A 22,714-nucleotide genomic window follows, 5' to 3' on the forward strand; every position below is an offset into this window, starting at 1 on the left:
CCCACCGAGGAAATCTGTCCGATTTCCCGCAGTGAGAGCTCCCTGATCTGGAAGCCCTGTTCGGTTTACGAGTGGGTGAGGACCACGTCCGCGAGGACGGGGGCGTCGTCGCGCTCGACGACGGTGACCGCGATGACGAGCTCGCCGTCCTGCTGCCAGATTCGGGAGCGCAGGGTCTCACCGGGGTACATGACGCCGGCGAAGCGGGCGCGGAAACCCTTGACGCGGGACACATCCGAGGCCAGGACGGTGTCGGTCGCGGTCTTCAGGACCAGGCCGTAGGTGCACAGGCCGTGCAGGATCGGGTTGGGGAAGCCGGCGTTGCGGGCGAATTCGGGGTCCGAGTGCAGCGGGTTGCGGTCGCCGCACATGCGGTAGAGCAGCGCCTGCTGCGGGAGGGTGGGGGTGAGGACCTCGAAATCCGGTGCCCGGTCCGGAAGTTCGGTCTTCGCGCTGGGGCCGCGGTCGCCGCCGAAGCCGCCCTCGCCCTTGGCGAAGATGGAGGAGCGCGACGTCCAGAGGGGTTCGCCGTCGGAGCCGACGGCGGTGTCCTCACGCCAGATGACGGCGTTGGAGCCCTTGTCCCAGATCTCGCTGATGCGGCCGGAGATGCTGCCCTTGCCGGCGGCCGGGATCGGGCGGTGCACGATGATCTCCTGGCTGCCGTGCACGACCTTCGCCAGATCGATGTCGATGCCGTCGAACTTCACCTTCGGCGGCTCGGTCTCGTGGAAGGACGGCGCGACGGTCGCGAAGGACGGCAGCACCTGCGGCTCGCGATCGTCGAGGTAGCGCAGCTCGGCGGCGTCGGTCCAGCGGTTGCCCGCGCCGAGCGCCAGGTTGTAGGTCTGCACATCACTGGCGGACCAGCTGAATTCGCGCGCGGGAATCTGCGCGCCGAGCGCGACACTCAAATCGATGGGCATGAAAGGTTCTCCTCGTCACTCGCGTCCGATGGTCCGGCGCGGCTCGCCTCCCCGCAAGCCGCCGCCCGCTGACCGGGTCGCGCTCGAAAGTCTGGTTCCCGGCCCGCCACGGGAAAGAGCGTTCGCGGCGGCGGGCACGGGCTGTTCAGTTGTCCGCGCCCCGCCGGGATAGAGCGGTACGGCGGGGCATGCGGGGTGGGTTGGGCGCGGACTCGACGTGACCCGACTCGCGCCCAACCCGATCCTGAACCGGGTTGGGACGGTTCAGGACGCTTCTTGGGACGACACCGTCTCGACCACCGGCGCGCCGTTCTTCGCCTTGGCGGCGATATCCAGGGCGGCCAAGTAGCCGAAGGTGATGGCGGGGCCGATGGTCGCGCCGGGACCGGCGTAGGTGTGGCCCATGACCGGGGACGAGGTGTTGCCGGCGGCGTACAGGCCCTCGATGACGGTCCCGTCCTCGCGCAGCACGCGAGCATCGTTGTCGGTGACCAGACCGCCCTTGGTGCCGAGGTCGCCGGGGACCATCTGCACCGCGTAGAACGGGCCGACCTCGAGCTTGTTCAGGCACGGGTTCGGCTTGATGGTCTGGTCGCCGTAGTAGCGGTCGTAGGCGCTGTCGCCCCGGTTGTAGTCGAGGTCCTTGCCGGTCGCGGCGAAGCCGTTGAAGCGCTCGATGGTGGCGGCCAGTTTGTCGGCGGGGACGCCGATCTTCTCGGCCAGTTCGGCCACCGTGGGCGCGACGACGATCAGGTCGTTTTCCATCCAGCGGGACGGAATCCGCTGGCCAGGCTGCAATCCGGCGAAGATGTACCGGGACCGGTAGCGCTGATCGAACACCAGCCAGCACGGCACGTTCTCGCCCGGACCCTCACCCTGCCCGTATTCGCCGCCGTACATGGTGTGCACAGCCTCGACGTAAGGAGCGGACTCATTACCGAATCGCTGACCTTGCGTATTGATCATGATGCTGCCGGGCAGATTCCGCTCCGCGAGGCAGAACCAGGGCTTTCCTTCACCGCGGAAGGTGGTCGGACCCCACCAGGCATCGTCCATGAAGTCGATGTCCGCGCCCGCCGCGATGCCCGCCCGGATGCCGTCGCCGGTATTGGCGGCCGCGCCCGTGGTCCACTCGGTGGTGATGGGCTCACGCTGGTACTTGTGCCGCATATCGGCGTTGTGCTCGAAACCGCCGCTGGCCAGGATGACGCCGTACTTGGCGTTGAACCGGACGGCCTGCCCGTGCTCCTCGGCGTCGACGCCGGTGACCACACCGTTGTCGATCACCAGTCCGGTGAGCGGGGTGTTCAGCAGCACCGGCACATTCGCGTCCAGCAGGCCCTTGCGCAGGCCGGCGATGATGGCCTGGCCCATGCCGACCAGCGCCTTGCCGGTGACCTTGCCCCACGCCCAGCGGGTGCCGACGCGCAGCACGCGGGCGATGCCGACCGGGTGGCGGCGAATCAGGTTGAGCTTCTTGTAGTCCGCCTGCATGACGACGACGTTCAGCGGCGCCTTGCTGTAGGCCGGCTCCAGCTTGAAGCGCTCCTCGCCCAGGACTTTGAGGTTGAACGGCTTGGGCTCGCAGCTGCGGCCGTCCGCCTTGCCGCCCGGTGCCTCCGGGTAGTAGTCGGAGTAGCCGGGCACCCAGGTCATCTTCAGGGCGGAGTGGTCGAGCACGTAGTCGAAGGCTTCGGCGCCACGATCGATGTAGGTGTCGATCTTCTCCTTGGGCACCACGTCGCCGATGATGCTGTACAGGTAGGTGCGCGCCTCGTCGAGGTCGTTCCCACGGCCCGCGGCCTTCAGCACCTTGTTTCCGGGAATCCAGACGCCACCGCCCGATCGCGCGGTAGAACCGCCGTAATGAGCGGCCTTTTCGATGAGCACCGTGCGCAGACCGTGGTGCGCAGCGGTGAGGGCGGCGGACATACCGGCGGCACCGCTGCCGACCACCACCACGTCGTAATCCCGATCAGTCATGTAGAACACGTTATAGAATCGATCCTGGTTTGGTCTATGTTGGTCTGGCAGATGGGACTGCTGAAGCGACGTTATTCACAAAAACTCGTTTCAGTTTCTAGTCTCGTTACTGGATGGCCACCGGCCGGTACCCCCGATGGAAGGAACACAGCGTGCTGACCGACGCGCTACGTAAGGAACTGGCCGACGAGCTCGCGGCGGCGGAGCGGACCCGGGTTCCGATCGATCCGCTGGCCGTGCGGCATCCCGAGATCGACGTGGTCGATGCCTACGAGATCCAGCTCATCAATATGCGGCAGCGCTTCGACGGCGGCGCCAAGGTCGTGGGCCACAAGGTGGGCCTGTCCTCCAAGGCCATGCAGCAGATGATGGGCGTGGACGAACCCGACTACGGGCACCTGCTCGCGGAGATGGAAGTCTTCGAAGACGTTCCGGTCGACACCTCCAAGTACCTGTACCCCCGTGTCGAGGTCGAGGTCGGCTTCATCCTGGGCGCCGACCTGCCCGGCGAGGACTGCACCGAGGAGGACGTGCGCAAGGCCACCGTCGCCTACGCGCCCTCCATCGAGCTCATCGACACCCGCATCAAGGACTGGAAGATCGCGCTCTGCGACACCATCGCCGACAATGCGTCCTCCGCCGGATACGTGCTGGGCAAGCAGCGGGTCTCGCCGGACCAGCTGGATATCAAGAACATCGATGCCGTGCTGACCCGCAATGGCGAGGTCATCGCCGAGGGCCGCTCGGACGCCGTGCTGGGTGACCCGACCATCGCGGTGGCGTGGCTGGCGCGCAAGGTCGCCTCCTTCGGGGTCCGCCTCAAGGCCGGCGACATCGTGCTGCCCGGCTCCTGCACCCGCGCCATCGACGCCCGCCCGGGCGACGAGTTCATCGCCGAGTTCGCCGGACTCGGTTCCGTCCACCTGGGTTTCGCGTAGACCTGAGCCAATCAGGCGGCGTCGCACAGACACTGACCTCACCGAGTAGGAGAAAGCCGTGACTGCAAGCAAAGTCACCGCCGCGATCGTCGGGTCCGGCAATATCAGTACCGATCTGCTGTACAAGCTGCTGCGTTCGGAGAAGATCGAGCCGCGCTGGATGATCGGTATCGACCCGGAGTCCGAGGGCCTCAAGCGCGCCCGCGGCCTGGGCCTGGAGACCTCCGCCGAGGGCGCGGACTGGCTGCTGGCGCTGCCGGAGAAGCCGGACCTGCTGTTCGAGGCCACCTCCGCGTATGTGCACCGGGCCTACGCGCCCAAGTACGCCGAGGCCGGCATCCGCGCCATCGACCTCACCCCGGCCGCCGTCGGCCCGGCCGTGATTCCGCCGGTCAACCTGGACTCGCTGCGGGATGAGCTGAACGTCAACATGATCACCTGCGGTGGGCAGGCGACCATTCCGATGGTGCACGCGGTTTCTCGCGTGGTCCCCGTCGAGTACGCCGAGATCGTGGCGTCGGTGTCCTCGGTATCGGCCGGTCCCGGTACCCGCGCGAACATCGACGAGTTCACCAAGACCACCTCCGCCGGTGTGGAGACCATCGGTGGCGCCAAGCGCGGCAAGGCGATCATCATCCTGAACCCGGCCGAGCCGCCGATGATCATGCGCGACACCATCTTCTGCGCCATCCCCGAGGATGCCGACCGCGACGCCATCACCGAGTCGGTCCACCGGATGGAGAAGTCGATCCAGGAGTACGTGCCCGGCTACCGGCTGCTCAACGAGCCGCAGTTCGACGAGCCGTCGCTGGTTTCCGGTGGCATGGCGAAGGTTTCGATCTTCGTCGAGGTCGAGGGCGCGGGCGACTTCCTGCCGCCGTACTCGGGCAACCTCGACATCATGACCGCCGCCGCCACCCGCGTGGGTGACGTGCTGGCCGACCAGATCATCTCGGCTCGGGTGTAAAGGAGTTCCGACAGTGAGTAATTCGAATATCGTCAAGCCGTTCTCCGCTGATCTGGATATCCGGGTCACGGACACCAGCCTGCGTGACGGCTCGCACCACAAGCGGCACCAGTTCACCGTGCAGGAAGTGCGCGACATCGTCGCCTCCCTCGACGCGGCGGGCGTGCCGGTCCTCGAGGTCACCCACGGTGACGGCCTCGGTGGCTCCTCGTTCAACTACGGTTTCTCGAAAACCCCTGAGCAGGAACTGATCAAGGCAGCCGCGGAGACCGCCAAGCAGGCCAAGATCGCCTTCCTCATGCTGCCGGGCGTCGGCGTCAAGGAAGACATCAAGATCTCGCAGGACAATGGCGCGAGCATCTGCCGCATCGCCACCCACTGCACCGAGGCCGACGTCTCGATCCAGCACTTCAACATGGCCCGCGACCTCGGCCTCGAGACCGTCGGCTTCCTGATGATGGCGCACTCCACCACCCCGGAGAACCTCGCCAAGCAGGCCCGCATCATGGCCGACGCGGGCTGCCAGTGCGTGTACGTCGTCGACTCCGCCGGTGCGCTGGTGCTGGAGCAGGTCACCGACCGTGTCTCCGCCCTGGTCGCCGAGCTCGGCAACGACGCGCAGGTCGGCTTCCACGGCCACGAGAACCTGGGCCTGGCCGTCGCCAACTCGGTCTACGCCGTGCGCGCCGGCGCCACCCAGATCGACGGCAGCGCCCGCCGTTTCGGCGCGGGCGCGGGCAACCTCCCCGTCGAGGCCTTCATCGGCGTCTGTGACAAGCTCGGCATCAAGACCGGCGTCGACTTCTTCGCCGTGACGGATGCCGCGGAAGACGTCGTCCGCCCGGCCATGCCGAGCGAGTGCCTCCTCGACCGCCAGGCATTGATGATGGGCTACGCGGGCGTCTACTCGTCGTTCCTGCGTCACGCCGAGCGCCAGGCCGAACGCTACGGCGTCTCCGCCGCCGAAATGCTCGTCCGCGCCGGCCAGCGCAAGCTGGTGGGCGGCCAGGAAGACCAGCTCATCGACATCGCCCTGGAACTCCAGCGCGAAAAGGAGAAGTCGGCCGCCAACGCCTGACGCACTACCCCCGCTGGGCCGCAACCGAACTCGGTTGCGGCCCAGTGTCGTTCAACGACGTTGTCGATCAGTCCAGCGGAGTACCCGGGCGCTCGACATCGACATCGACAGCGTCTGCCGTGTCGACCGGGATCTTGTTCGGGCGTGGAAGTTGGCTTGTGAGGAGTGCGAGTCTTTCTGGGGATACTTGTGGATAAAAATGGGAGACTTCTGGCTATTCAAAGTCTTCTGGCTGGTGCTTAACGTTGTCGGTGTTCGGTTCGAGGGACGGGCCGGGGACAGCGTTGGAGGGCAGCCAGATGCGTGCGGTGATTCAGAAGAGCTTCGGTGGGCCTGAGGTTTTGGAGGTTGTGGAGGTCGAGAAGCCGGAGTTGCTGTCGGGGGAGGTGCTGGTTCGGGTGAGGGCCAGTGCGGTCAATCCGGTTGATGTGGCGGTGCGGTCGGGGACGTTCCGGTTGCTGGGGGAGCCGCCGTTCGGGGTCGGGTGGGATATCTCCGGAGTGGTGGAGGCGGCTGGGCCGGGGGCGCGGTATGAGATCGGGGACGAGGTTTATGGGATGCCGTTCTTTCCGCGGGCCGCAACGGGTTATGCGGAGTATGTGGCGACGCCCTCGCGGCAGGTGGCTCGGAAGCCGAAGTCGCTGAGCCATGTCGAGGCCGCGGCGCTGCCGCTGGCCGTGCTGACCGCGTGGCAGGGGCTGGTGGACAAGGCGGGTGTCGGGGAAGGGGACCGGGTGCTGATTCACCGGGCGGCCGGTGGGGTCGGGCATCTGGCGGTGCAGATCGCGAAGCCGCGGGGTGCGTATGTGATCGCGCTGGCCAGTGCGGCGAAGCACGACTATGTGAAGAGCCTCGGGGCCGATGAGGTGATCGATTACCGGACAACCGATTTCACCGCGGTCGTGAAGGATGTCGACATTGTCTTCGACTCTGTCGCCGATGGTGCGCGGTCGCTTCGGGTGTTGAAGCCGGGTGGGGTGCTGGTGACGATTCTCGAGCATGTGAATCCGGAGCTGGAGCGGACCGTGAAGGAAGCCGGGCGCCGGTTCGCGGGTGTTTCGGTGGAACCGGATTACTGGGCGCTGGAGCAGATTGCGGAACTGGTCGACGCGGGGAAGCTGCGTCCCACCGTCGCCGAGACGCTGCCGCTGTCGGAGGCGGGGAAGGCGCACGAGATCGTGGCGTCGGGGCAGACCGTCGGCAAGGTGGTGCTGACCGTCGAGTGATGGGCGGCGCGAATAATCGGGGCGGGATCCGGGTCGCAGGGCACGGGTTCGAGGTGAAGGAGATCGGTCATGGATGTGCTGAGTGAGGCCCTGGCTTCGATGCGGACCGGTGCGCCGAACTCGGTGCGGACGGATGGGCGGGTGCCGTGGGCACTGCAGCTGCCGCCGACGGCGGGTGCGGGATTCCATGTGGTGCTGCACGGGACCTGCTGGTTCCATCCCTCGGACAGCAACGCCCGGCCGATCGCGCTCGGGCCCGGTGATGTGGTCTTCGTCCGGGACGGGGCGGGACATATTCTCGCCGACCACCCGGACACCACTCCGGAGATTCCCCGGCCCGAGCAGTACACGCAGCGTCCGCCCGTGGGCGCGTTGCAGATCGGCGGGGACGGCCCGGCCACCAGTCTGCTCTGCGGCAACTATCACCTCGACGGGCAGCGGCCGCATCCGTTGCTGCGGCAGCTTCCGGAGGTGATCCATCTGCCCGCCCGCCACGGCCGGCACCCGGAGTTGAATGCCGCGATCCAGCTGCTCGGCGCGGAGCTCGACAATCCGCGCATCGGGTCGCACGGCATCGTGCCGGCGCTGATCGACTCGCTGCTGCTGTACATCCTGCGCGCCTGGATCGAGGATCAGCCGCAATCCGAGGCGGTGGGATGGGCTGCGGCGCTGCGTGATCCGGCAGTCGCTCCGGCGCTCGAGGCCATGCACGGCGATCCGGCCGCGCCCTGGACCGTGCAGTCCCTCGCCGACCATGCCGGACTGTCCCGCGCCGCATTCGCCCGCAAGTTCAATGCCATGGTCGGCGAACCGCCGCTGGCATACCTGACCCGCTGGCGGCTCACCACGGCGGCCCGCCTGCTGCGGGAGGACGAGCTGGCCATCGAAAAGGTCGCCGCCCGAGCGGGATATAGCTCGGAGTTCGCGTTCGGGAAGGCGTTCAAGCGTGAATACGGCCTCGCCCCAGGCCAATACCGTCGGCAGGCCCGCGCTGCGGCCTGATCCATCCACAACGCTCACAGATGCAAAGTGCCCCTGTGGATGAATTCCACAGGGGCACTTTTCTATCGCCAGGGTTCTGGAGGAACCCGACTCACAACCAGGTGTCCAAGGTGGTGGTCGTGAGGAAGTGTTCGAGGTCCGCGCGCCAGGGCGCGGGCGTCGTCTTCTCCGGTTCGATGGCCGTGTACTGGCCCCGGTAGAAGAGCAGCGGCCTGCCGGAGTCCGTGGACTCCGACAGGGCCTGGACCCGGCCGATCACGATGTAGTGATCGCCGCCGTCGAGCACGTTGTCCACAGTGCACTGGATCGTGGCCAACGCGCCGTCCAGCACCGGGAGGTCCAGTTCCGAGGTGTGCCAGTCGATTCCGGCGAACTTGTCGGGTTCGCGGGAGCCGAATCGGGCGCACACCGGCTGTTGCTCCTCGGCGAGCATGTTCACGGCGAAGCTGCCGTTGCGTTCGATCGCCGCCCAGGAGCGGGACTCCTTGGTGGGGCAGAAGAGCACCAGCGGCGGATCGAGGGACAGGGCGGCGAACGACTGGCACGCGAAGCCGATGGGGGCCCGCGCGCCGTCGACGCCGTCGAAGGTGGTGATGACGGTGATGCCGGTGCAGAACTGTCCCAGCACATTCCGGAACTGACGCCCGTCGATGACGGGATTGGCGTCGGTGGTCATTGGCCGCCCCTGTTCCTTCTCGCTACTTGAATCCGACGCTGAAGTCGTGGCCCCACAGGCTGACCGCGGTGGATTCCCGCGCGATCCACGAGTGATCGTCGACTTCCAGTCCCTCACAGCCGAATTCGATGTCGAACCCGCCCGGCGTCTTCATGTAGAAGGAGAGCATCTTGTCGTTGATGTGCCGCCCGAGGGTGGCCGACATCTTCACCTTCTTGCGATTGGCGCGGTCCAGGCAGAGGCCGACGTCGTCGGAGTTCTCCACCTCGACCATGAGGTGCACGATGCCCGTCGGGTTCGGCAGCGGCAGGAACGCCAGCGCGTGGTGGCGCGGGTTGCAGCCGTAGAAACGCAGCCAGGCCGGGTCGCCGTCGGCGGGACGGCCCACCAGCTGCGGAGGCAGCCGCATGGAGTCGCGCAGCCGGAAGCCCAGCACATCCTGGTAGAACGCCTGTGCCGCGGCGTCGTCCGTGCAAGTGAGGACCACGTGGCCCAGACCCTGCTCGGCGGTGACGAACTTGTGGCCGTAGGGGCTCACGAAGCGGCGGCCCAGGTACTGCGCGCCGTAGAACGCCTCGAGGGTGTTGCCGGCCGGATCCTGGAACCGGATCATGCCCTCGACCCGGCGTTCGCCGAGCTCCTCCTTGGTGCCCTCGGTGAAGGCGACCCCGGCCTTGGACAGGGTCTCGCGCAGCTGCTGCAGGCCGCGGGCGTCGGTGACCTCCCAGCCCGAGACCAGCAGGCGGTCCTGCTCACCGGGGATGATCACCAGTCGCGCGGCGAAATCGTCCATGCGCAGGTAGAGCGCGTCGGGGTTGAGCCCGTCGCCCTCCATCATGCCGAGCACCTTGAGGCCGTACTCGCGCCAGGCCGCCATATCGGTGGCCTCGATGCGCATGTAGCCGAGCGCCTTGATACTCATGCTCACCTCTCCTTGACGCCGAGCAGGAAGTCGGTTGCCAGGCGGTTGAATTCGTCGAACTTCTCCAGCTGTGCCCAGTGTCCACAACCGCCGAAGACATGCAACTGCACGCGCGGCACCATCTTCAAGGCGACCAGGGCGCCGTCGATCGGGTTGACCCGATCCTCGCGGCCCCAGATCATGAGCACCGGCTGCCGCAGCTTGAACGCGTCGCGCCAGATCATGCCCTTGGCGAAATCCGGTCCGGCGAAGGACTTGCCCATGGCACGGGTGGCGGCCAGCGACTCCGGCTGCGAGGCCGAGGCGAAGCGCTCCTCGACGAGCTCCGGCGTGATCAGCTTCTGGTCGAAGACCATGATCCGCAGGAACGCCTCCAGGTTCTCCTTCGTGGGTTCGAAGTTGAACTTGGACAGCAGCTTCACGCCCTCGGTGGGGTCCGGCGCGAACAGGTTGGTGGACAGGCCGCCCGGTCCCATCAGCACCAGCTTGCCGGCGCGGTCCGGGTAGTCCAGCGCGAAGCGGGTGGCCGCACCGCCGCCGAGCGAATTGCCCAGCAGGTGTACGCGTTCGGTGATGCCGAGGGTGTCGAGCAGGTCCTTCAGCGCCGAGGCCGAGTGCACGAAGTATTGCGGGTGCTCGGTCGGCTTGTCGGACTGGCCGAACCCCGGCTGGTCGACGGCGAGGACGTGGAAGTCCTTGGCCAGCACCGGAATGTTCTTGGCGAAGTTCGACCAGGAGCTCGCGCCCGGACCGCCGCCGTGCAGCAGCACGATGGTGGGGCCGTTGCCGACCCCGGCCTCGTGGTAGTGAAGCTTGAGGTCCGGCCGCACCTGTGCGAAGCGCGAGGTGGACTCGTAGGTGATTTCTCCCACTGCGGTCATGGATTACACCATCGTGTCGGTGATCGGGAGACCGAAGGCGTGCGTGCCGAACATGGCGTAGGCGCGCTCCGGATCCTGCGAGGCGTGCACGCGTCCGGCGTGCGCGTCACGCCAGAACCGCTGCAGCGGAGTGCCTTCCACGAGCGCGGTGGCGCCGGAGGCCTCGAACAGGCGGTCGATCGAGGCGATCACGCGGCCGGTGGCGCGCACCTGGTCGCGGCGAGCGGCCACCCGCAGGTCGAACGGAACTTCCTTGTCCGCCAGGATGTACGCGTATTCCTCGGCGATATTGCCCGACAGCTGACGCCAGGCGGCGTCGATGTCACTGGCGGCCTCGGCGATGCGCACCTTGCCGAACGGGTCGTCCTTGGCCTTCTCGCCCGCGTAGGCGGCCCGGACGCGCTTGCCCTGGTGCTCGACGTGGGCCTCGTACGCGCCGTAGCCCATGCCGATGATCGGCGTGGTGATGGTCGCGGGGTGGATGCTGCCCCACGGCATCTTGTACAGCGGGTCGGTATTCTGTTCCAGGCCAGGGGATTTCAGGTCGCCCATGGTCTTCATGCTGAGGAAGCGGTGCCGCGGTACGTACACGTTCTCGACCACGACAGTGTTGGAGCCGGTGCCGCGCAGGCCGACCACGTGCCACACGTCGTTGATCTTGTACTCGCTCCGCGGGATCAGGAACGAGCCGAAGTCGACCGGCTTGCCGTTCTTGATGACCGGGCCGCCGACGAACACCCAGTCGGCGTGATCGGAGCCGGAGGACCAGGCCCACGAACCATTGACGATGTAGCCCTCGCCGTCCTCGGTCACCACGCCCGCGCCCATCGGGGCGTAGGAGGAGGAGATCCGGACCTCGGTGTCGTTGCCCCACACCTCTTCCTGCGCGCGCTGGTCGAACAGCGCCAGGTGCCAGTTGTGGATGCCGAGGATGCCGGCGCACCAGCCGGTGGAGCCGCACGCGCTGGCGATCTTGCGGACGGTGTCGTAGAAGATCACCGGGTCGCAGGCGTAGCCGCCCCACTGCTTGGGCTGCACGAGCTTGAAGAAGCCGGTCGCCTGCAGATCCTTGACGGTCTGGTCGGGAAGGCGGCGCAGATCCTCGGTCTCCTGGGCGCGCTCACGCAGGGTCGGCAGCAGCGCCTCGACCCGCTCAACTACTTCGTGCGTCATCTCGCCAGTTGCTCCTGCCTGGTGTTACGGGAAGCGGTCTTCGTTTGTCCCTGAGAGTAGAACACGTTCTTATTCCTGTCGAGAACGCAGTACAAGCGCAGCTCAGAGCGACCCTATCCAGGTAGTGGGACCTATCGCTGGCCAACCGTCAGCCGATTTTGTAACGTGTTCTAGTACATCCATAGGAGGATCAACGATGGCGACAAGCGCCCAAGGGCCCCGCGGGAAGGTCCGCGAGATCGACGTGGGCTCGATGCCCACCCGCTACGCCCGGGGTTGGCACTGCCTCGGCCTTGCCAAGGACTTCCGTGACGGCAAGCCGCATGCGGTCAACGTATTCGGTACCAAGCTGGTCGTTTTCATGAACAGCCAGAACGAACTGAAGGTACTGGACTCCTACTGTCGTCACCTGGGCGGCGACCTCTCCATGGGTGAGGTCAAGGGCGACTCCATCGCGTGCCCGTTCCACGACTGGCGCTGGGGCGGCGACGGCAAGTGCACCGGCATCCCCTACGCGCGGCGCGTGCCCCCGCTGGCCCGCACCCGCGCGTGGATCACGCTCGAGCGCAACGGCCAGCTGTTCGTGTGGCACGACCACGAGGGCAACCCGCCGCCGGACGAGGTGACCATCCCGCACATCGAGGGTCCCTACACCAATGCCGACGGCAGCGCGTCGGAGACGCTCAACGAGGGCTGGACCGACTGGACCTGGCACTCGCTGCTGATCGAGGGCTCCAACTGCCGCGAGATCATCGACAACATCGTGGATATGGCGCACTTCTTCTATATCCACTACGCCTTCCCCACGTTCTTCAAGAACGTGCTCGAGGGGCACGTCGCCACCCAGTACCTGGAGACCAAGGCCCGCCCGGACATCGGCAACGCGGCCAAGGCCGGCATCGATGTGCTGCTCAAGTCCGAGGCGTCGTACTTCGGGCCGTCGTACATGATCAACCCGCTGCTCAACATCTACAGCGGCTTCGAGGTCAAGACGGTCCTCATCAACTGCCACTACCCGGTCACGCAGAACTCCTTCATGCTGCAGTGGGGCGTCTCGCTGGAGAAGCCGAAGGGGCTGCCCGAGGAGCAGGCGCAGATGTTCGCGGCCAAGATGACCGAGGGCGTCAGCGAGGGCTTCCTGCAGGACGTCGAGATCTGGAAGCACAAGTCCAAGATCGACAACCCGCTGCTGACCGAGGAGGACGGGCCGGTCTACCAGCTGCGCCGCTGGTACGACCAGTTCTACGTCGATGTCGCCGACATCGACCCGAAGTCGGTGCAGCGCTTCGAATTCGAGATCGACACCTCCAAGGCCAACGAGGCCTGGGGTCTCGAGGTCGAGGAGAACCTGCGGAAGAAGCGGGAGGCCGAAGAGGCCGCCGCGCAGGAGGCGAACGTCTGATGACCAGCTGGGCGAAGGCACCCGATTTCGCGGACCGTCCGGAACAGCGAGCACAGGTGCGCGCCCAGACGGTCCTCGACAAAGAGCACTACATGGAGTCGGGGCTGACACCGATCGCGTGTCAGACCTGCGGCACCGAGGTGCTCGTGCGCAAGCACAGCCACAATCAGAAGACGGTGCAGTGGACGGTCGATCCGGCCACGCACTGCCCGGTCTTCCGCAAGCTGGCCGAGTCCGGGCCGACCACCGGTAAACCGGACTCCTGCCCGAACCTGGAGAAGACCATCGACCACGCGGTCGCGGAGGGCCTGCTCGGGATCGACGACTGAAGACTCGGGATCGACGACCGACGGCTCGGCTCCGAAAGTAGCTCAGTCGAGCCGGAAGTCGGCGAAATCGAATCCGGGGGAGACGACACAACTCACCAGCACGTAGTCGTCCCCTGCCGGACGGGCGGCCTGGCTGATTCCGCCGGGAACCACCGCCTGGGGGCGTTGCCCCTGCTCGACATCGGGTCCGAGGACGATCTCCTCACCCCCGATGTTCAGCAGCAGGGGACCACCCCGATGCCAGAACCAGATCTCGTCCGACGTCACCGTGTGCGGCGCGGACTTCTCACCGGGTAGCAGCAGGAAATAGATGGCTGTGCCGGTCGCGCGCGGGCCCGGGTAGCCTTCCGGCTCGAATTCCACTCCGCTGCGCCAGGTTTCCCGATACCAGCCGCCCTCGGGATGCGGCACCATATCCAGTTCAGCGGCCAGCTTCGGACGGTCGTCGCTCATGGCCCCCACTGTATTGCGGGGCTCGACCGAATTCCTGGTACTGCGACAGTGTTCGGCCACATGTCAGCCGCGGTCGTCTCATGCCCCGGTGATCGTCCAGGTGATGCCGTGGGGCGCGAGCGAATCCAGGAAGTACGCGGCGTCGAATGCCTCCGAGGGCGCGAGCACACCCGGCTTCACAGCGCCGCCGGCGAGCCGCACGGCCGCTTCGACCGCCATCAGGCCCGAATCCCGGTAGGAATCGACCCCGCTGACCGCGCCGCGCCGCGTCCGGCCGTCCACGGCGGTGGCGTCCACGATCATGTCGTAGCGCAGATCCGAAGCAGCACTCGGCTTTTCGGGCAGGCCGGCGACCAGCTCGGCGGTCAGGCCGGTGATGTTCGCCCGGAACGCGCTGTCGACGGCGCCGGTGACCGACGCGGCATCGGTGTGACGCGGGATGGTGAGCACGGCGGGGAAGGCGAACTTGGCCACCTCGATCGGCTCGGTGTCGCCGGGGTACAGCATCGGCGCCGGATCCGCCGGGCCGGTGCGGAACTCGCCGTCGGCGTAGTGCCAGCCGCCCGCGCGGAACCAATCCAGGCTGGCCAGTACAGTTTTCGCGCTGCCGCGGGAGCCGTCCCCGTCGCTGCGGCTCCGGTGGCTGATCACGAACCCGACCGGTCCGGCGAGACGCTCGGCGAGCAGATCCGCGAGCAGATCGGCGGGGAGATTGCTGTCGGTCACCGAGGAGAGGACCGTCACCCCGGCACGCTCGGCGCGCGGGCCGTACTCGTCGAGGACCCGGCGGAGGAACAGCTGCTCGCCCGAGATGTCGATGTAGTGCGTGCCCGCGTCGACGGCGGCGGCCAGAATGGGCTCGCCGAGGTCCACGTAGCCGGGCAGGCTGCTGATCACCACATTCGCCCCGGTGAACGCCGCGACCAGGGCAGCGTGATCGTCCGCCGCCGCGATCCGGATCTCGGCCTGCGGCAGCCCGGCCGCGTCGGCGGCGGCGCGCAGCCGACCGGCATTGCGGCCCACCAGGATCGGGGTCAGACTGCGGCGATGCAGCTCGGACAGGATGTAGCCGCCGGTGTGGCCGTTCGCGCCGTACACGGCGATGGTGGGGGTCTGCATGGTTTCGTGTGTCGTCATGTGAATGAAGTTATTCGCGTGCAGTGAGCATATGAATGGCTGAATTACTCAGTAAGATGCTCGAAACACTCACCATATGAGCAGTATGGTGTCGAGGTGGACATTCTCAGCGAGACCGTCGCCGCCATCCGCACCGGAAACCCGGCCTCGGGACTCTTCATCCGGCATGCGCCGTGGGGCCGTCGCTATCCGAAGGTGCCCGGTGCGGGATTCCATGTGGTGCTTCAGGGTTCGTGCTGGGTGCTGCCGCCCGACGGGGAGCCCATCGCGCTGGGGGCGGGCGACGTGCTGTTCATGCCACGCGGCGAGAACCATGATCTGGTCGACGCGCTGGGGACCCCGATCACCGAGGTCGCCGTCCCGGGCGAGCCACGCGAGATCGCGGGTCCGGGCGCACGGACGGCGCTGGTGTGCGGTGCGTACGAGCTCGGTCGGCATCGCAGCCACCCGCTGCTCGACGACCTGCCGGAGTTCATCCACCTCCCGGCCCGCCCTGGCCGCCACCCGGCCCTGCGGTCCGCCGTCGATCTGCTCGCCGCCGAGATCGCCGAACCTCGACCGGGTACCGATGCCGCCATCCCCGCGCTGCTCGACACCCTGTTGCTGTTCATGCTGCGCGCCTGGTTCGACGAACAGTCCACTGCGCCGACCGGCTGGGCCGGCGCCTTCGGCGACGTGGCCGTATCCGATGCGCTGCGCGCGATTCACGCTGCGCCGGAACGGGCTTGGACGGTCCCCGAGCTGAGTGCCGTCGCCGGGGTGAGCCGCGCCACCCTCGCTCGCCGCTTTCTCGCCACGGTCGGCGAGCCCCCGCTGTCCTATCTGACCCGCTGGCGCATGCTCACCGCGGCGCGGCTGCTGCGTGAGACCGACACCCCGCTGGCCGGCGTGGCGAGGAAGGTCGGCTACCGGAGTGAGTTCGCCTTCGCCAAGGCCTTCAAGCGCCAGCACGGCTCGGCCCCCGGCCAGTACCGCCGCGTCGCGGACGAACCCGCCGTCCTGGCGGTCTGAGCGCGAACCGCCGTGGCGTGGGTCGGGCCGAATCCAGCACGACGGTGCCTTCGTGGTGGGCAGCGGGCAGGGCGGGGCTCGGCCTAGGCTGAGCCGTGTGACGGACTGGCGCGCACGCAAGGGACCGATCGGCGTCTTGACCGGCGCGGGGATCTCGACGGACTCCGGGATACCGGATTTCCGTGGGCCGCGCGGGGTTTGGACCGAGGACCCCATCGCTGAACTGCTCTCCACCTATCAGAATTACGTGGCCGATCCGGAGCTACGCACCCGGGCGTGGCTCGCGCGGCGGGACAATCCGGCCTGGCGGGCGACGCCCAACGCGGCGCATCAGGCTTTGGTGCGGCTGGCGGCGGGCGGGCGGGAGGTCGGCATCATCACCCAGAACATCGACCGGCTGCACCAGCGGGCCGGGTCGGACAGCGTGGTGGAGATCCACGGCAATATGTTCGAAGTCGTCTGCATCGACTGCGATTTCACCGATTCCATGGCCGCCACCCTGGAGCGGGTGGCCGCGGGCGAGCCGGATCCGGCGTGCCCGGACTGCGGCGGCATCCTGAAGGCGGCCACCGTCATGTTCGGCCAGCAGCTCGACACCGCCGCCATTCGCGCGGCGGTGCAGATCGCCGAGAACGCCGAAATCTTTCTGGCCGTTGGCAGTTCACTCCAGGTCGAGCCCGCCGCGTCCATGTGCGCGGTGGCGGTGGACGCGGGGGCCGACCTGGTCATCGTGAACAACGAGCCGACCCCCTACGACGACTACGCCGCCGAGATCGTGCGTGACCCGATCGGGGCGGCGCTCCCCCGGCTGGTATCGGAGATCCTGGGGGACTGAGAGTTTCAGCTGAACGGCGTCTTGGGGCGCGGCACCATCTCGCCGTCCACCCAGATGTCGACCTTCTCGTTGTAGAACGACGCCAGCCCGGCGATCTTCTGGCTCTCCGGCAGCGGGGTGCGGTAGATCCACACCAGGTCCGGGTGGCTGGTCTCGCCCAGCTGGACGTTCCAGTACTCGGCGTGGCCCTTGTACGGGCACGACGTCCTGGTCGCCGACGGCCGCAGCAGGTCCATGCGGATATCGGTGAGCGGCAGGTAGTAGCGCGCGGGCAGCCCGGTCTCGAACAGGATGCGGGGGGAGTGCGAATCGGCCAGGGTCTCGCCATCCAGTTCGATGCGGATGTGGCGGGAGCTGGCGAGGATGTCCACCCGGGTGTAGGGGTCGCGCGGGTGGACGTAGATGGGCTCGTCCTCCTCGAACCACTCGTCCATGGCCTGGAAGTCCAGCTTCACCAGGTCGCGCAGTTCCGGAATCGGGGAGTCCAGGTGCCGGACGGCCGCGCCCGCGGCGGTGACGTCGTCGGCGATCACATCGAATTCGGTGCCGTCCCCGCGGCTGGGTGACTGGCGGGTCTTGCCATTGGGTTCCAGCTTCACCCGCAGGTCGGCGACCGGCAGATAGTAGGTGGGGTAATGGGGACTCTCCCATACCAGCGTCGGATTGACAGTATCGGCGGCCAGATGACCGCCCAGGTAGGCGCGTACCCGCTTGGCGCTCGGTTCGACGCGTACCCGGCCACGCTGTGTCTCGGTCATACCTCCCGACGGTACGCCCGTAGGTAAACCGCTGTCGGGGAGCGGGATTCGCGTATCGGCGGCAGCCCGGGAAACCACGGCCCGACCGGCGATTTTCCCTGCCTGACCAGGCCCGATATGGTGTTCGGGCAACACTCGAGCAACACAAGAAGGTGGCGGTCAGATGTCGGATACCGGCAGTGTCCAGAGGCCGGAATCCGGCAGTGCCCTGAAGCCGGAATCCGGCAGTGCCCTGAAGCCGGAATCCGGTAGTGCCCAGCTGACGGCACCGGGCGGCGAGCAGCAGGGACTGCGTACCGGACTCCGGCGCCGGCACATGACGATGATCGCCATCGGTGGCGCGATCGGCGCGGGCCTGTTCGTGGGCAGCGGCTCGGTCATCGAGACCGCCGGACCCGCCGCCATCCTGTCCTACGCGGGCGCCGGTCTCGTCGTGCTGTGCGTACTGCGGGCGCTCGGCGAAATGGTGGTGGCCCGCCCGGTCGCGGGATCCATGGGTGAGTACGCGCGGATGGCCATGGGGCCGTTCGCAGGATTCACCGTCGGCTGGCTGTACTGGTACCTCTACGTGATCCTGGTCGGGGCCGAGGCGGTGGCCGGCGCGGCCATCCTCGGCAACTGGATCGATCTCGACCAGTGGATCCTGTCCGCCGGGCTGCTGATCGTCATGACCACGGTCAACCTGGTGTCGGTCAAGTCGTTCGGCGAGTTCGAGTTCTGGTTCGCCTCCATCAAGGTGGTGGCGATCGTGGCCTTCCTGGCCATCGGACTGGCCTGGGTGTTCGGGCTGTGGCCGGGCTCGGACGCGGGCTTCGCCAACCTGACCCGGCACGGCGGCTTCGCGCCCCACGGGGTCGGCGGCGTCTTCTCCGCCATCGTGGTGGTGATGTTCGCGTTCGGCGGCACCGAGATCGTGACGGTGGCGGCCGCGGAATCCAAGGAGCCGGGCCCGGCGGTGGCCCGCGCCACCAACAATGTGCTGTGGCGGGTCGGCCTGTTCTACGTGGCCTCGATCTTCCTGGTGGTGACCATCCTGCCGTGGAACGACGCCGAGGTGCTGACGAGCCCATTCGTGAGCGCGCTCGAGCACATCGGGATTCCGGCCGCCGGCGCCATCATGCAGGTCGTCATCCTGACCGCGGTGCTGTCGGTACTGAACTCGGCCATCTATGTCTCCTCCCGCATGCTCTACGTCCTCACCCGCGACGGCGACGCCCCCGCCTCCCTGGTGAAGGTGAACAAGCGCGGCGTCCCCGCCCGGGCTGTTCTGCTCGGCACCGTCGCCGCCTGGGGCGCGGTCATCGCCTCCTACGTCTCACCCGACAAGGTCTTCACCTTCCTGGTGAACTCCATCGGCGTCGTCCTGGCCTTCGTCTACGTGGCGATCATGTTCTCCCAGTTGCGACTTCGCGCCCGGCTCCGCCGCGAAGACCCCTCCGCCCTCACCTACCGCATGTGGGGCTACCCCTACATCAGCTGGGCCGTCATCATCGCCCTGTTCGCCGTCTTCGTCGCCATGGCCCGCAACCCCGACCAGCGCAACCAGCTCATCGCCTCCACCATCAGCCTCCTGGCAGTCATGGCCATCTACCCCCTGCGCGCCAAATTCGGCCGCAAGAAGCCGGTCCGCGAGGTCGAGGTCCTGCACCACTGACCCGAATCCCCTGCGCCACACCGATTCCCGCAACGAATCGGGCGATTCCCGTCGAGATGACCGGTTATCGAACAATCTTTCGATAACCGATCTACCGTCGTGCTCATGGTCAGCTCGAAACATGAAGCGATGCACCGGCTTTTCCGAAGCCACCCAGAGGTGTTCGGCCGTGCCTTCGAAACCCTCGGCTTACCGTTTCCAGACCCGCGTGAGGTCGCTCTGCTACCGAACGACCTCACCGAGATCGATCCGATCGAGCGCCGAGTCGACACTCTGCTGCGCCTCGAAACCGACGAGGGGCCTTTCCTGCTGCTGGTGGAAGCACAGGCGAGGAACGACCGAAGAAAGCCCGGTTCCTGGGCGTACTACCTGTCCCACGTCCACGCGAAGTATCAACTGCCCCCTGTCCTTCTGGTCGTCTGCCAAGACGCCGCGACTGCGAAGTGGGCGGAAGGTCCGCTATCGATTGGCCCTCGCCAGTGGACGAGCCTCGTCGTTCGCCCATTGGTTCTCGGCCCGCACAATGTTCCTGCGGTGGCAGATCCGTGTATCGCGGCCTGCGACATCCCGCTCGCAACCCTGTCCGCGATTACTCACGCCAACGACGCCGACATCGGTGCGATACTGAAAGCACTGGCCACCGCGTTGCAGAGCGTCGACGAAGACGACGCGCTGATCTTCGCCGAACTCACCGAGCTCGGTCTGGGCAACACCCCGGCCGCACAGACCTGGAGGCAGTTGATGACCGTGGACCTTTCATTCTTCCGCTCGGAAACCTCCCAGCGCCTCCGCGCGGAGGGTCGTGACGAAGGCCGCGCCGAAGGGTTGGCCGAGGCGATTCTCCGCAGTCTCGCGGCCAGGAGGATCGAAGTGTTACCCGCGGACCAGAATCGAATCGAATCGTGCTCGGACCCGGACCTTCTCCGCTCCTGGTTGGATCGGTCTTTCACCGCAACGACTGCCGCCGATCTTTTCGGTGTGGAGGACTGATGCCTATTGTGAGGCGGGCTTGACGATCACCGCGGTGCCGTAGGCGGCGACCTCGCTCATGGTGTTGGCGATCTCATTGCAGTCGAAGCGCATGGCGATCACCGCGTTCGCGCCATAGGCCATGGCGTGCTGGCACATTCGCATGATGGCCTCGTGCCGCGACTGGTACAGCAGCTGGGTGTACTCGTGGATTTCGCCGCCGCCCAGGGCGCGGAATCCGGCCGCGAAATTCGCGCCCAGGCCGCGGCTGCGGACGGTCAGACCCGCGACCTCACCGATCACCGTGACGATCTCCTGGCCCGGCACATCGTTCATGGTGGACACCAGGATCGGGAACTGTGGGCCCGGCTGCTGCTGCGGTTGCGGCTGGCCCTGCTGGGGGTAGGGGGCCTGCCCCTGTTGCGGGTACTGCTGCCCAGGCCCCTGCTGGGGGTACTGCTGGTAGGGCTGCTGCGGCGGCATGGGTTGGTTCATGAGCGGGATCGTACGGGGTGAAACCGAACGCGGACCGCATCCAGTGGGTGCGGTCCGCGAACGGCGGGCGAATCAGTCGTCGCCGAGGGCGATGGCCTGGGCCTCGGCCGGGGTGTGCGCGGCGGGGGCGTGATCGTCCATGTGGGACAAAAGCTTTCGGCCGGAGACCAGGACGCCGACCGCGGCGGCGGTGCAGGCCGCGCCGACCCAGAAGGGGAGGGACGCCTGGTGTTCGCCGAGCTTACCTGCCAGGTAAGGGGCGGCCGCGCCGCCGGCGAAGCGGACGAAGCTGTAGGCGGCTGAGGCGGTGGAGCGCTCGACAGGGGCGGCCTCCATGACGGCCTCGGTGATCAGAGTGTTGTTGACACCGAGGAACAGGCCCGCCAGGACGGTGCCGGCGATGAGGACCGGCTTGTGGTCGGTGAACACGGCCATGACCGCGAGATCCGCCGCGAACAGGGCGAGCGCGAGCGCCATCATGGGCACGGTTCCGAAGGCGCGCTGCAGTTTCGGGGCGAAGACCACCGAGGACAGGGCGAGCAGCAGACCCCAGCCGAAGAAGATGAAGCCGATCGAATAGGTGCCCATGTTCAGCGGGAACGGGGTGTAGGCGAGCAGGGTGAAGAAACCGTAGTTGTAGAGCAGCGCGGTCACGCTCACCAGCAGCAGGCCCGGGTAGGTGAGGGCCTTGAACGGCGCGACGATCGAGGTCGGCTTCGCGGGCTTCGGCGACTCCGGCAGCAGCACCACCAGGGCGATGAACGCGACCGCCATGAGGACCGAGACGCCGAAGAACGGTGCGCGCCAGGTGAAGTGGCCCAGGAACCCACCCACCAGCGGACCCGACGCGATGCCGATGCCCAGCGCCGCCTCGTAGAGAATGATGGCGCGGGCGACGCCGCCGGTGGCCGCGCCCACGATGGTGGCCAGCGCGGTGGCGATGAACAGCGCATTGCCCAGACCCCAGCCCGCGCGGAAGCCCACGATCTGCCCGACCGTGCTGGAACTGCCTGCGAGAGCGGCGAACACGACGATGATGGCCAGGCCGGCCAGCAGGGTCTTCTTGGCCCCGAAGCGACTGGAGATGACGCCGGTGATGAGCATGGCCACGCCCGTGACCAGCATGTAGCTGGTGAACAGCAGTGTCACCTGGGACGGTGAGGCGTGCAGCTGCTCGCCGATCGGTTTGAGGATCGGATCCACCAGCCCGATGCCCATGAACGCGATGACCGAGGCGAAGGCGACGGCCCACACCGATTTGGGCTGCTTGGGTTTCGAGATGGCGGCATTGTCGGGGCCGACGGCCGCGGGGAAGCCGGGCCGGGTGATCGGGGTGCTGGTGGTCACGGGAGAGTCCTCATCTACGAATGATGGTGAGTCGCAGCTGCTTTCGGTCGAGTTGCGAGGGGCCGGATTCAGGCTCCGGCGGCCTTGAAGGCCTCGGCGAGGTCGTTCAGGTCCCGGCTCAGGCGGGTGAGCAGGGCCGGATCGAGGTCGGGAAGCCGTGCGGCGAGGGAGTTTCCGAGATGGTCCCGGGCGGCGGCCAGCCGGTCTCGTCCCGCGGGCGTGAGCTCGACGACCACGGCTCTGGAGTCGTCGGGATCCTTGGTCCGCGTGGCGAGACCGGCATCGGTCAGCCGGCCGATCAGCGCCGTTGCTGCCGGTTGCGAGCATCGGTCGAGGCGAGCGAACTCGCTGATCCGCAGGGGGCCGTACTCGTCGAGGGTCCCGAGGGCCCGCATGACGGCGTGCGGAAGATCGATGCCGCCGAGTACTCCGGCCAGGCGGGTGAGTCGTGAGGTGGCGACGACGATGTCGACCAGCCTGTCCCCGGCGTCCTCCGGGGTGAGCTCGGTTGCCTGTCTCAGCTGCACCCGTCGATTGTTACATAAGCTAACT

Annotated in this window: 23 protein-coding genes; 11 read left to right on the plus strand and 12 right to left on the minus strand. The window is 67.2% G+C overall.

Annotation, left to right across the window (positions count from 1 at the left end):
* Positions 1–65 precede the first annotated feature (65 nt).
* The gene (locus ACQP1O_RS02395) at positions 66–926 is read right to left on the minus strand and encodes a MaoC/PaaZ C-terminal domain-containing protein (protein WP_433564289.1); all 861 of its coding nucleotides are present in this window, start codon (positions 924–926) and stop codon (positions 66–68) included.
* A 264-nt stretch (positions 927–1,190) separates the two neighbouring features.
* Positions 1,191–2,909 (minus strand): 3-oxosteroid 1-dehydrogenase, encoded by a 1,719-nt coding sequence (kstD, locus tag ACQP1O_RS02400; protein ID WP_433564290.1) that lies wholly within the window; start codon positions 2,907–2,909, stop codon positions 1,191–1,193.
* 152 nt (positions 2,910–3,061) lie between these two features.
* Between kstD and ACQP1O_RS02405 the strand changes: the two genes are divergently transcribed.
* The 5 genes from ACQP1O_RS02405 to ACQP1O_RS02425 all read left to right on the plus strand — a co-directional run bounded on the left by ACQP1O_RS02405 (position 3,062) and on the right by ACQP1O_RS02425 (position 8,120).
* Entirely contained in the window at positions 3,062–3,847 is a 786-nt protein-coding gene (locus ACQP1O_RS02405) for a 2-keto-4-pentenoate hydratase (protein WP_354831291.1), read from the plus strand.
* A gap of 58 nt (positions 3,848–3,905) precedes the next feature.
* Positions 3,906–4,814 carry an acetaldehyde dehydrogenase (acetylating) gene (locus ACQP1O_RS02410; RefSeq protein WP_433564291.1) on the plus strand — a complete coding sequence of 303 codons (909 nt, stop codon included), beginning with the start codon at positions 3,906–3,908 and terminating at the stop codon, positions 4,812–4,814.
* 13 nt (positions 4,815–4,827) lie between these two features.
* On the plus strand, positions 4,828–5,892 hold the full coding sequence (dmpG, locus tag ACQP1O_RS02415) for a 4-hydroxy-2-oxovalerate aldolase (protein WP_433564292.1): 1,065 nt from the start codon (positions 4,828–4,830) through the stop codon (positions 5,890–5,892).
* A gap of 350 nt (positions 5,893–6,242) precedes the next feature.
* The gene (locus tag ACQP1O_RS02420) at positions 6,243–7,118 is read left to right on the plus strand and encodes an NADP-dependent oxidoreductase (protein WP_433564293.1); all 876 of its coding nucleotides are present in this window, start codon (positions 6,243–6,245) and stop codon (positions 7,116–7,118) included.
* A gap of 69 nt (positions 7,119–7,187) precedes the next feature.
* On the plus strand, positions 7,188–8,120 hold the full coding sequence (locus ACQP1O_RS02425) for a cupin domain-containing protein (protein ID WP_433564294.1): 933 nt from the start codon (positions 7,188–7,190) through the stop codon (positions 8,118–8,120).
* Between the two features lie 91 nt (positions 8,121–8,211).
* Here ACQP1O_RS02425 and hsaB read toward each other — a convergent pair whose 3' ends face one another.
* From hsaB to hsaA, 4 genes are read right to left on the minus strand one after another with little or no spacing between them, the layout of a single operon-like run.
* Positions 8,212–8,796: a 3-hydroxy-9,10-secoandrosta-1,3,5(10)-triene-9,17-dione monooxygenase reductase subunit gene (gene hsaB, locus ACQP1O_RS02430; protein ID WP_354831279.1), complete on the minus strand. Its 585-nt coding sequence runs from the start codon at positions 8,794–8,796 to the stop codon at positions 8,212–8,214.
* Positions 8,797–8,818: 22 nt separating this feature from the next.
* Positions 8,819–9,718: an iron-dependent extradiol dioxygenase HsaC gene (hsaC, locus tag ACQP1O_RS02435; RefSeq protein ID WP_433564295.1), complete on the minus strand. Its 900-nt coding sequence runs from the start codon at positions 9,716–9,718 to the stop codon at positions 8,819–8,821.
* 2 nt (positions 9,719–9,720) lie between these two features.
* Entirely contained in the window at positions 9,721–10,599 is an 879-nt protein-coding gene (hsaD, locus tag ACQP1O_RS02440; RefSeq protein WP_433564296.1) for a 4,5:9,10-diseco-3-hydroxy-5,9,17-trioxoandrosta-1(10),2-diene-4-oate hydrolase, read from the minus strand.
* A gap of 3 nt (positions 10,600–10,602) precedes the next feature.
* Positions 10,603–11,772: a 3-hydroxy-9,10-secoandrosta-1,3,5(10)-triene-9,17-dione monooxygenase oxygenase subunit gene (gene hsaA / locus ACQP1O_RS02445; RefSeq protein WP_433564297.1), complete on the minus strand. Its 1,170-nt coding sequence runs from the start codon at positions 11,770–11,772 to the stop codon at positions 10,603–10,605.
* 196 nt (positions 11,773–11,968) lie between these two features.
* On the opposite strand from hsaA, the gene ACQP1O_RS02450 reads away from it, so the two are divergent.
* Positions 11,969–13,174 (plus strand): Rieske 2Fe-2S domain-containing protein, encoded by a 1,206-nt coding sequence (locus ACQP1O_RS02450; RefSeq protein WP_433564298.1) that lies wholly within the window; start codon positions 11,969–11,971, stop codon positions 13,172–13,174.
* Entirely contained in the window at positions 13,174–13,503 is a 330-nt protein-coding gene (locus ACQP1O_RS02455) for a hypothetical protein (protein WP_433564299.1), read from the plus strand. The genes ACQP1O_RS02450 and ACQP1O_RS02455 overlap by 1 nt, the downstream gene beginning before the upstream one ends.
* A gap of 42 nt (positions 13,504–13,545) precedes the next feature.
* Here ACQP1O_RS02455 and ACQP1O_RS02460 read toward each other — a convergent pair whose 3' ends face one another.
* On the minus strand, positions 13,546–13,956 hold the full coding sequence (locus tag ACQP1O_RS02460) for a cupin domain-containing protein (RefSeq protein ID WP_379398175.1): 411 nt from the start codon (positions 13,954–13,956) through the stop codon (positions 13,546–13,548).
* 78 nt (positions 13,957–14,034) lie between these two features.
* The gene (locus ACQP1O_RS02465; protein ID WP_433564300.1) at positions 14,035–15,093 is read right to left on the minus strand and encodes a saccharopine dehydrogenase NADP-binding domain-containing protein; all 1,059 of its coding nucleotides are present in this window, start codon (positions 15,091–15,093) and stop codon (positions 14,035–14,037) included.
* A 96-nt stretch (positions 15,094–15,189) separates the two neighbouring features.
* Here ACQP1O_RS02465 and ACQP1O_RS02470 point away from each other — a divergent pair, with 96 nt between their 5' ends.
* Positions 15,190–16,104: an AraC family transcriptional regulator gene (locus ACQP1O_RS02470; RefSeq protein ID WP_433564301.1), complete on the plus strand. Its 915-nt coding sequence runs from the start codon at positions 15,190–15,192 to the stop codon at positions 16,102–16,104.
* A 97-nt stretch (positions 16,105–16,201) separates the two neighbouring features.
* Positions 16,202–16,939, plus strand: coding sequence for an SIR2 family NAD-dependent protein deacylase (locus ACQP1O_RS02475; RefSeq protein WP_433564302.1), 738 nt, complete (start codon positions 16,202–16,204; stop codon positions 16,937–16,939).
* 5 nt (positions 16,940–16,944) lie between these two features.
* Here the strand turns inward: ACQP1O_RS02475 and ACQP1O_RS02480 are convergent, their stop codons facing one another.
* Positions 16,945–17,697, minus strand: coding sequence for a DUF427 domain-containing protein (locus tag ACQP1O_RS02480; protein ID WP_433564303.1), 753 nt, complete (start codon positions 17,695–17,697; stop codon positions 16,945–16,947).
* 163 nt (positions 17,698–17,860) lie between these two features.
* Between ACQP1O_RS02480 and ACQP1O_RS02485 the strand changes: the two genes are divergently transcribed.
* On the plus strand, positions 17,861–19,351 hold the full coding sequence (locus ACQP1O_RS02485) for an amino acid permease (protein ID WP_433564304.1): 1,491 nt from the start codon (positions 17,861–17,863) through the stop codon (positions 19,349–19,351).
* A gap of 105 nt (positions 19,352–19,456) precedes the next feature.
* On the plus strand, positions 19,457–20,341 hold the full coding sequence (locus ACQP1O_RS02490) for a hypothetical protein (RefSeq protein WP_433564305.1): 885 nt from the start codon (positions 19,457–19,459) through the stop codon (positions 20,339–20,341).
* 3 nt (positions 20,342–20,344) lie between these two features.
* Here ACQP1O_RS02490 and ACQP1O_RS02495 read toward each other — a convergent pair whose 3' ends face one another.
* The 3 genes from ACQP1O_RS02495 to ACQP1O_RS02505 form a co-directional block, all read right to left on the minus strand.
* The gene (locus tag ACQP1O_RS02495; protein ID WP_433564306.1) at positions 20,345–20,815 is read right to left on the minus strand and encodes a YbjQ family protein; all 471 of its coding nucleotides are present in this window, start codon (positions 20,813–20,815) and stop codon (positions 20,345–20,347) included.
* 72 nt (positions 20,816–20,887) lie between these two features.
* On the minus strand, positions 20,888–22,096 hold the full coding sequence (locus tag ACQP1O_RS02500) for an MFS transporter (RefSeq protein ID WP_433567560.1): 1,209 nt from the start codon (positions 22,094–22,096) through the stop codon (positions 20,888–20,890).
* A 134-nt stretch (positions 22,097–22,230) separates the two neighbouring features.
* Positions 22,231–22,689, minus strand: a complete 459-nt coding sequence (locus ACQP1O_RS02505) for a MarR family winged helix-turn-helix transcriptional regulator (protein ID WP_433564307.1) — start codon at positions 22,687–22,689, stop codon at positions 22,231–22,233.
* Positions 22,690–22,714: the final 25 nt, after the last annotated feature.

Source organism: Nocardia sp. CA-151230 (assembly GCF_050942175.1).
Classification (GTDB): Bacteria; Actinomycetota; Actinomycetes; order Mycobacteriales; family Mycobacteriaceae; genus Nocardia.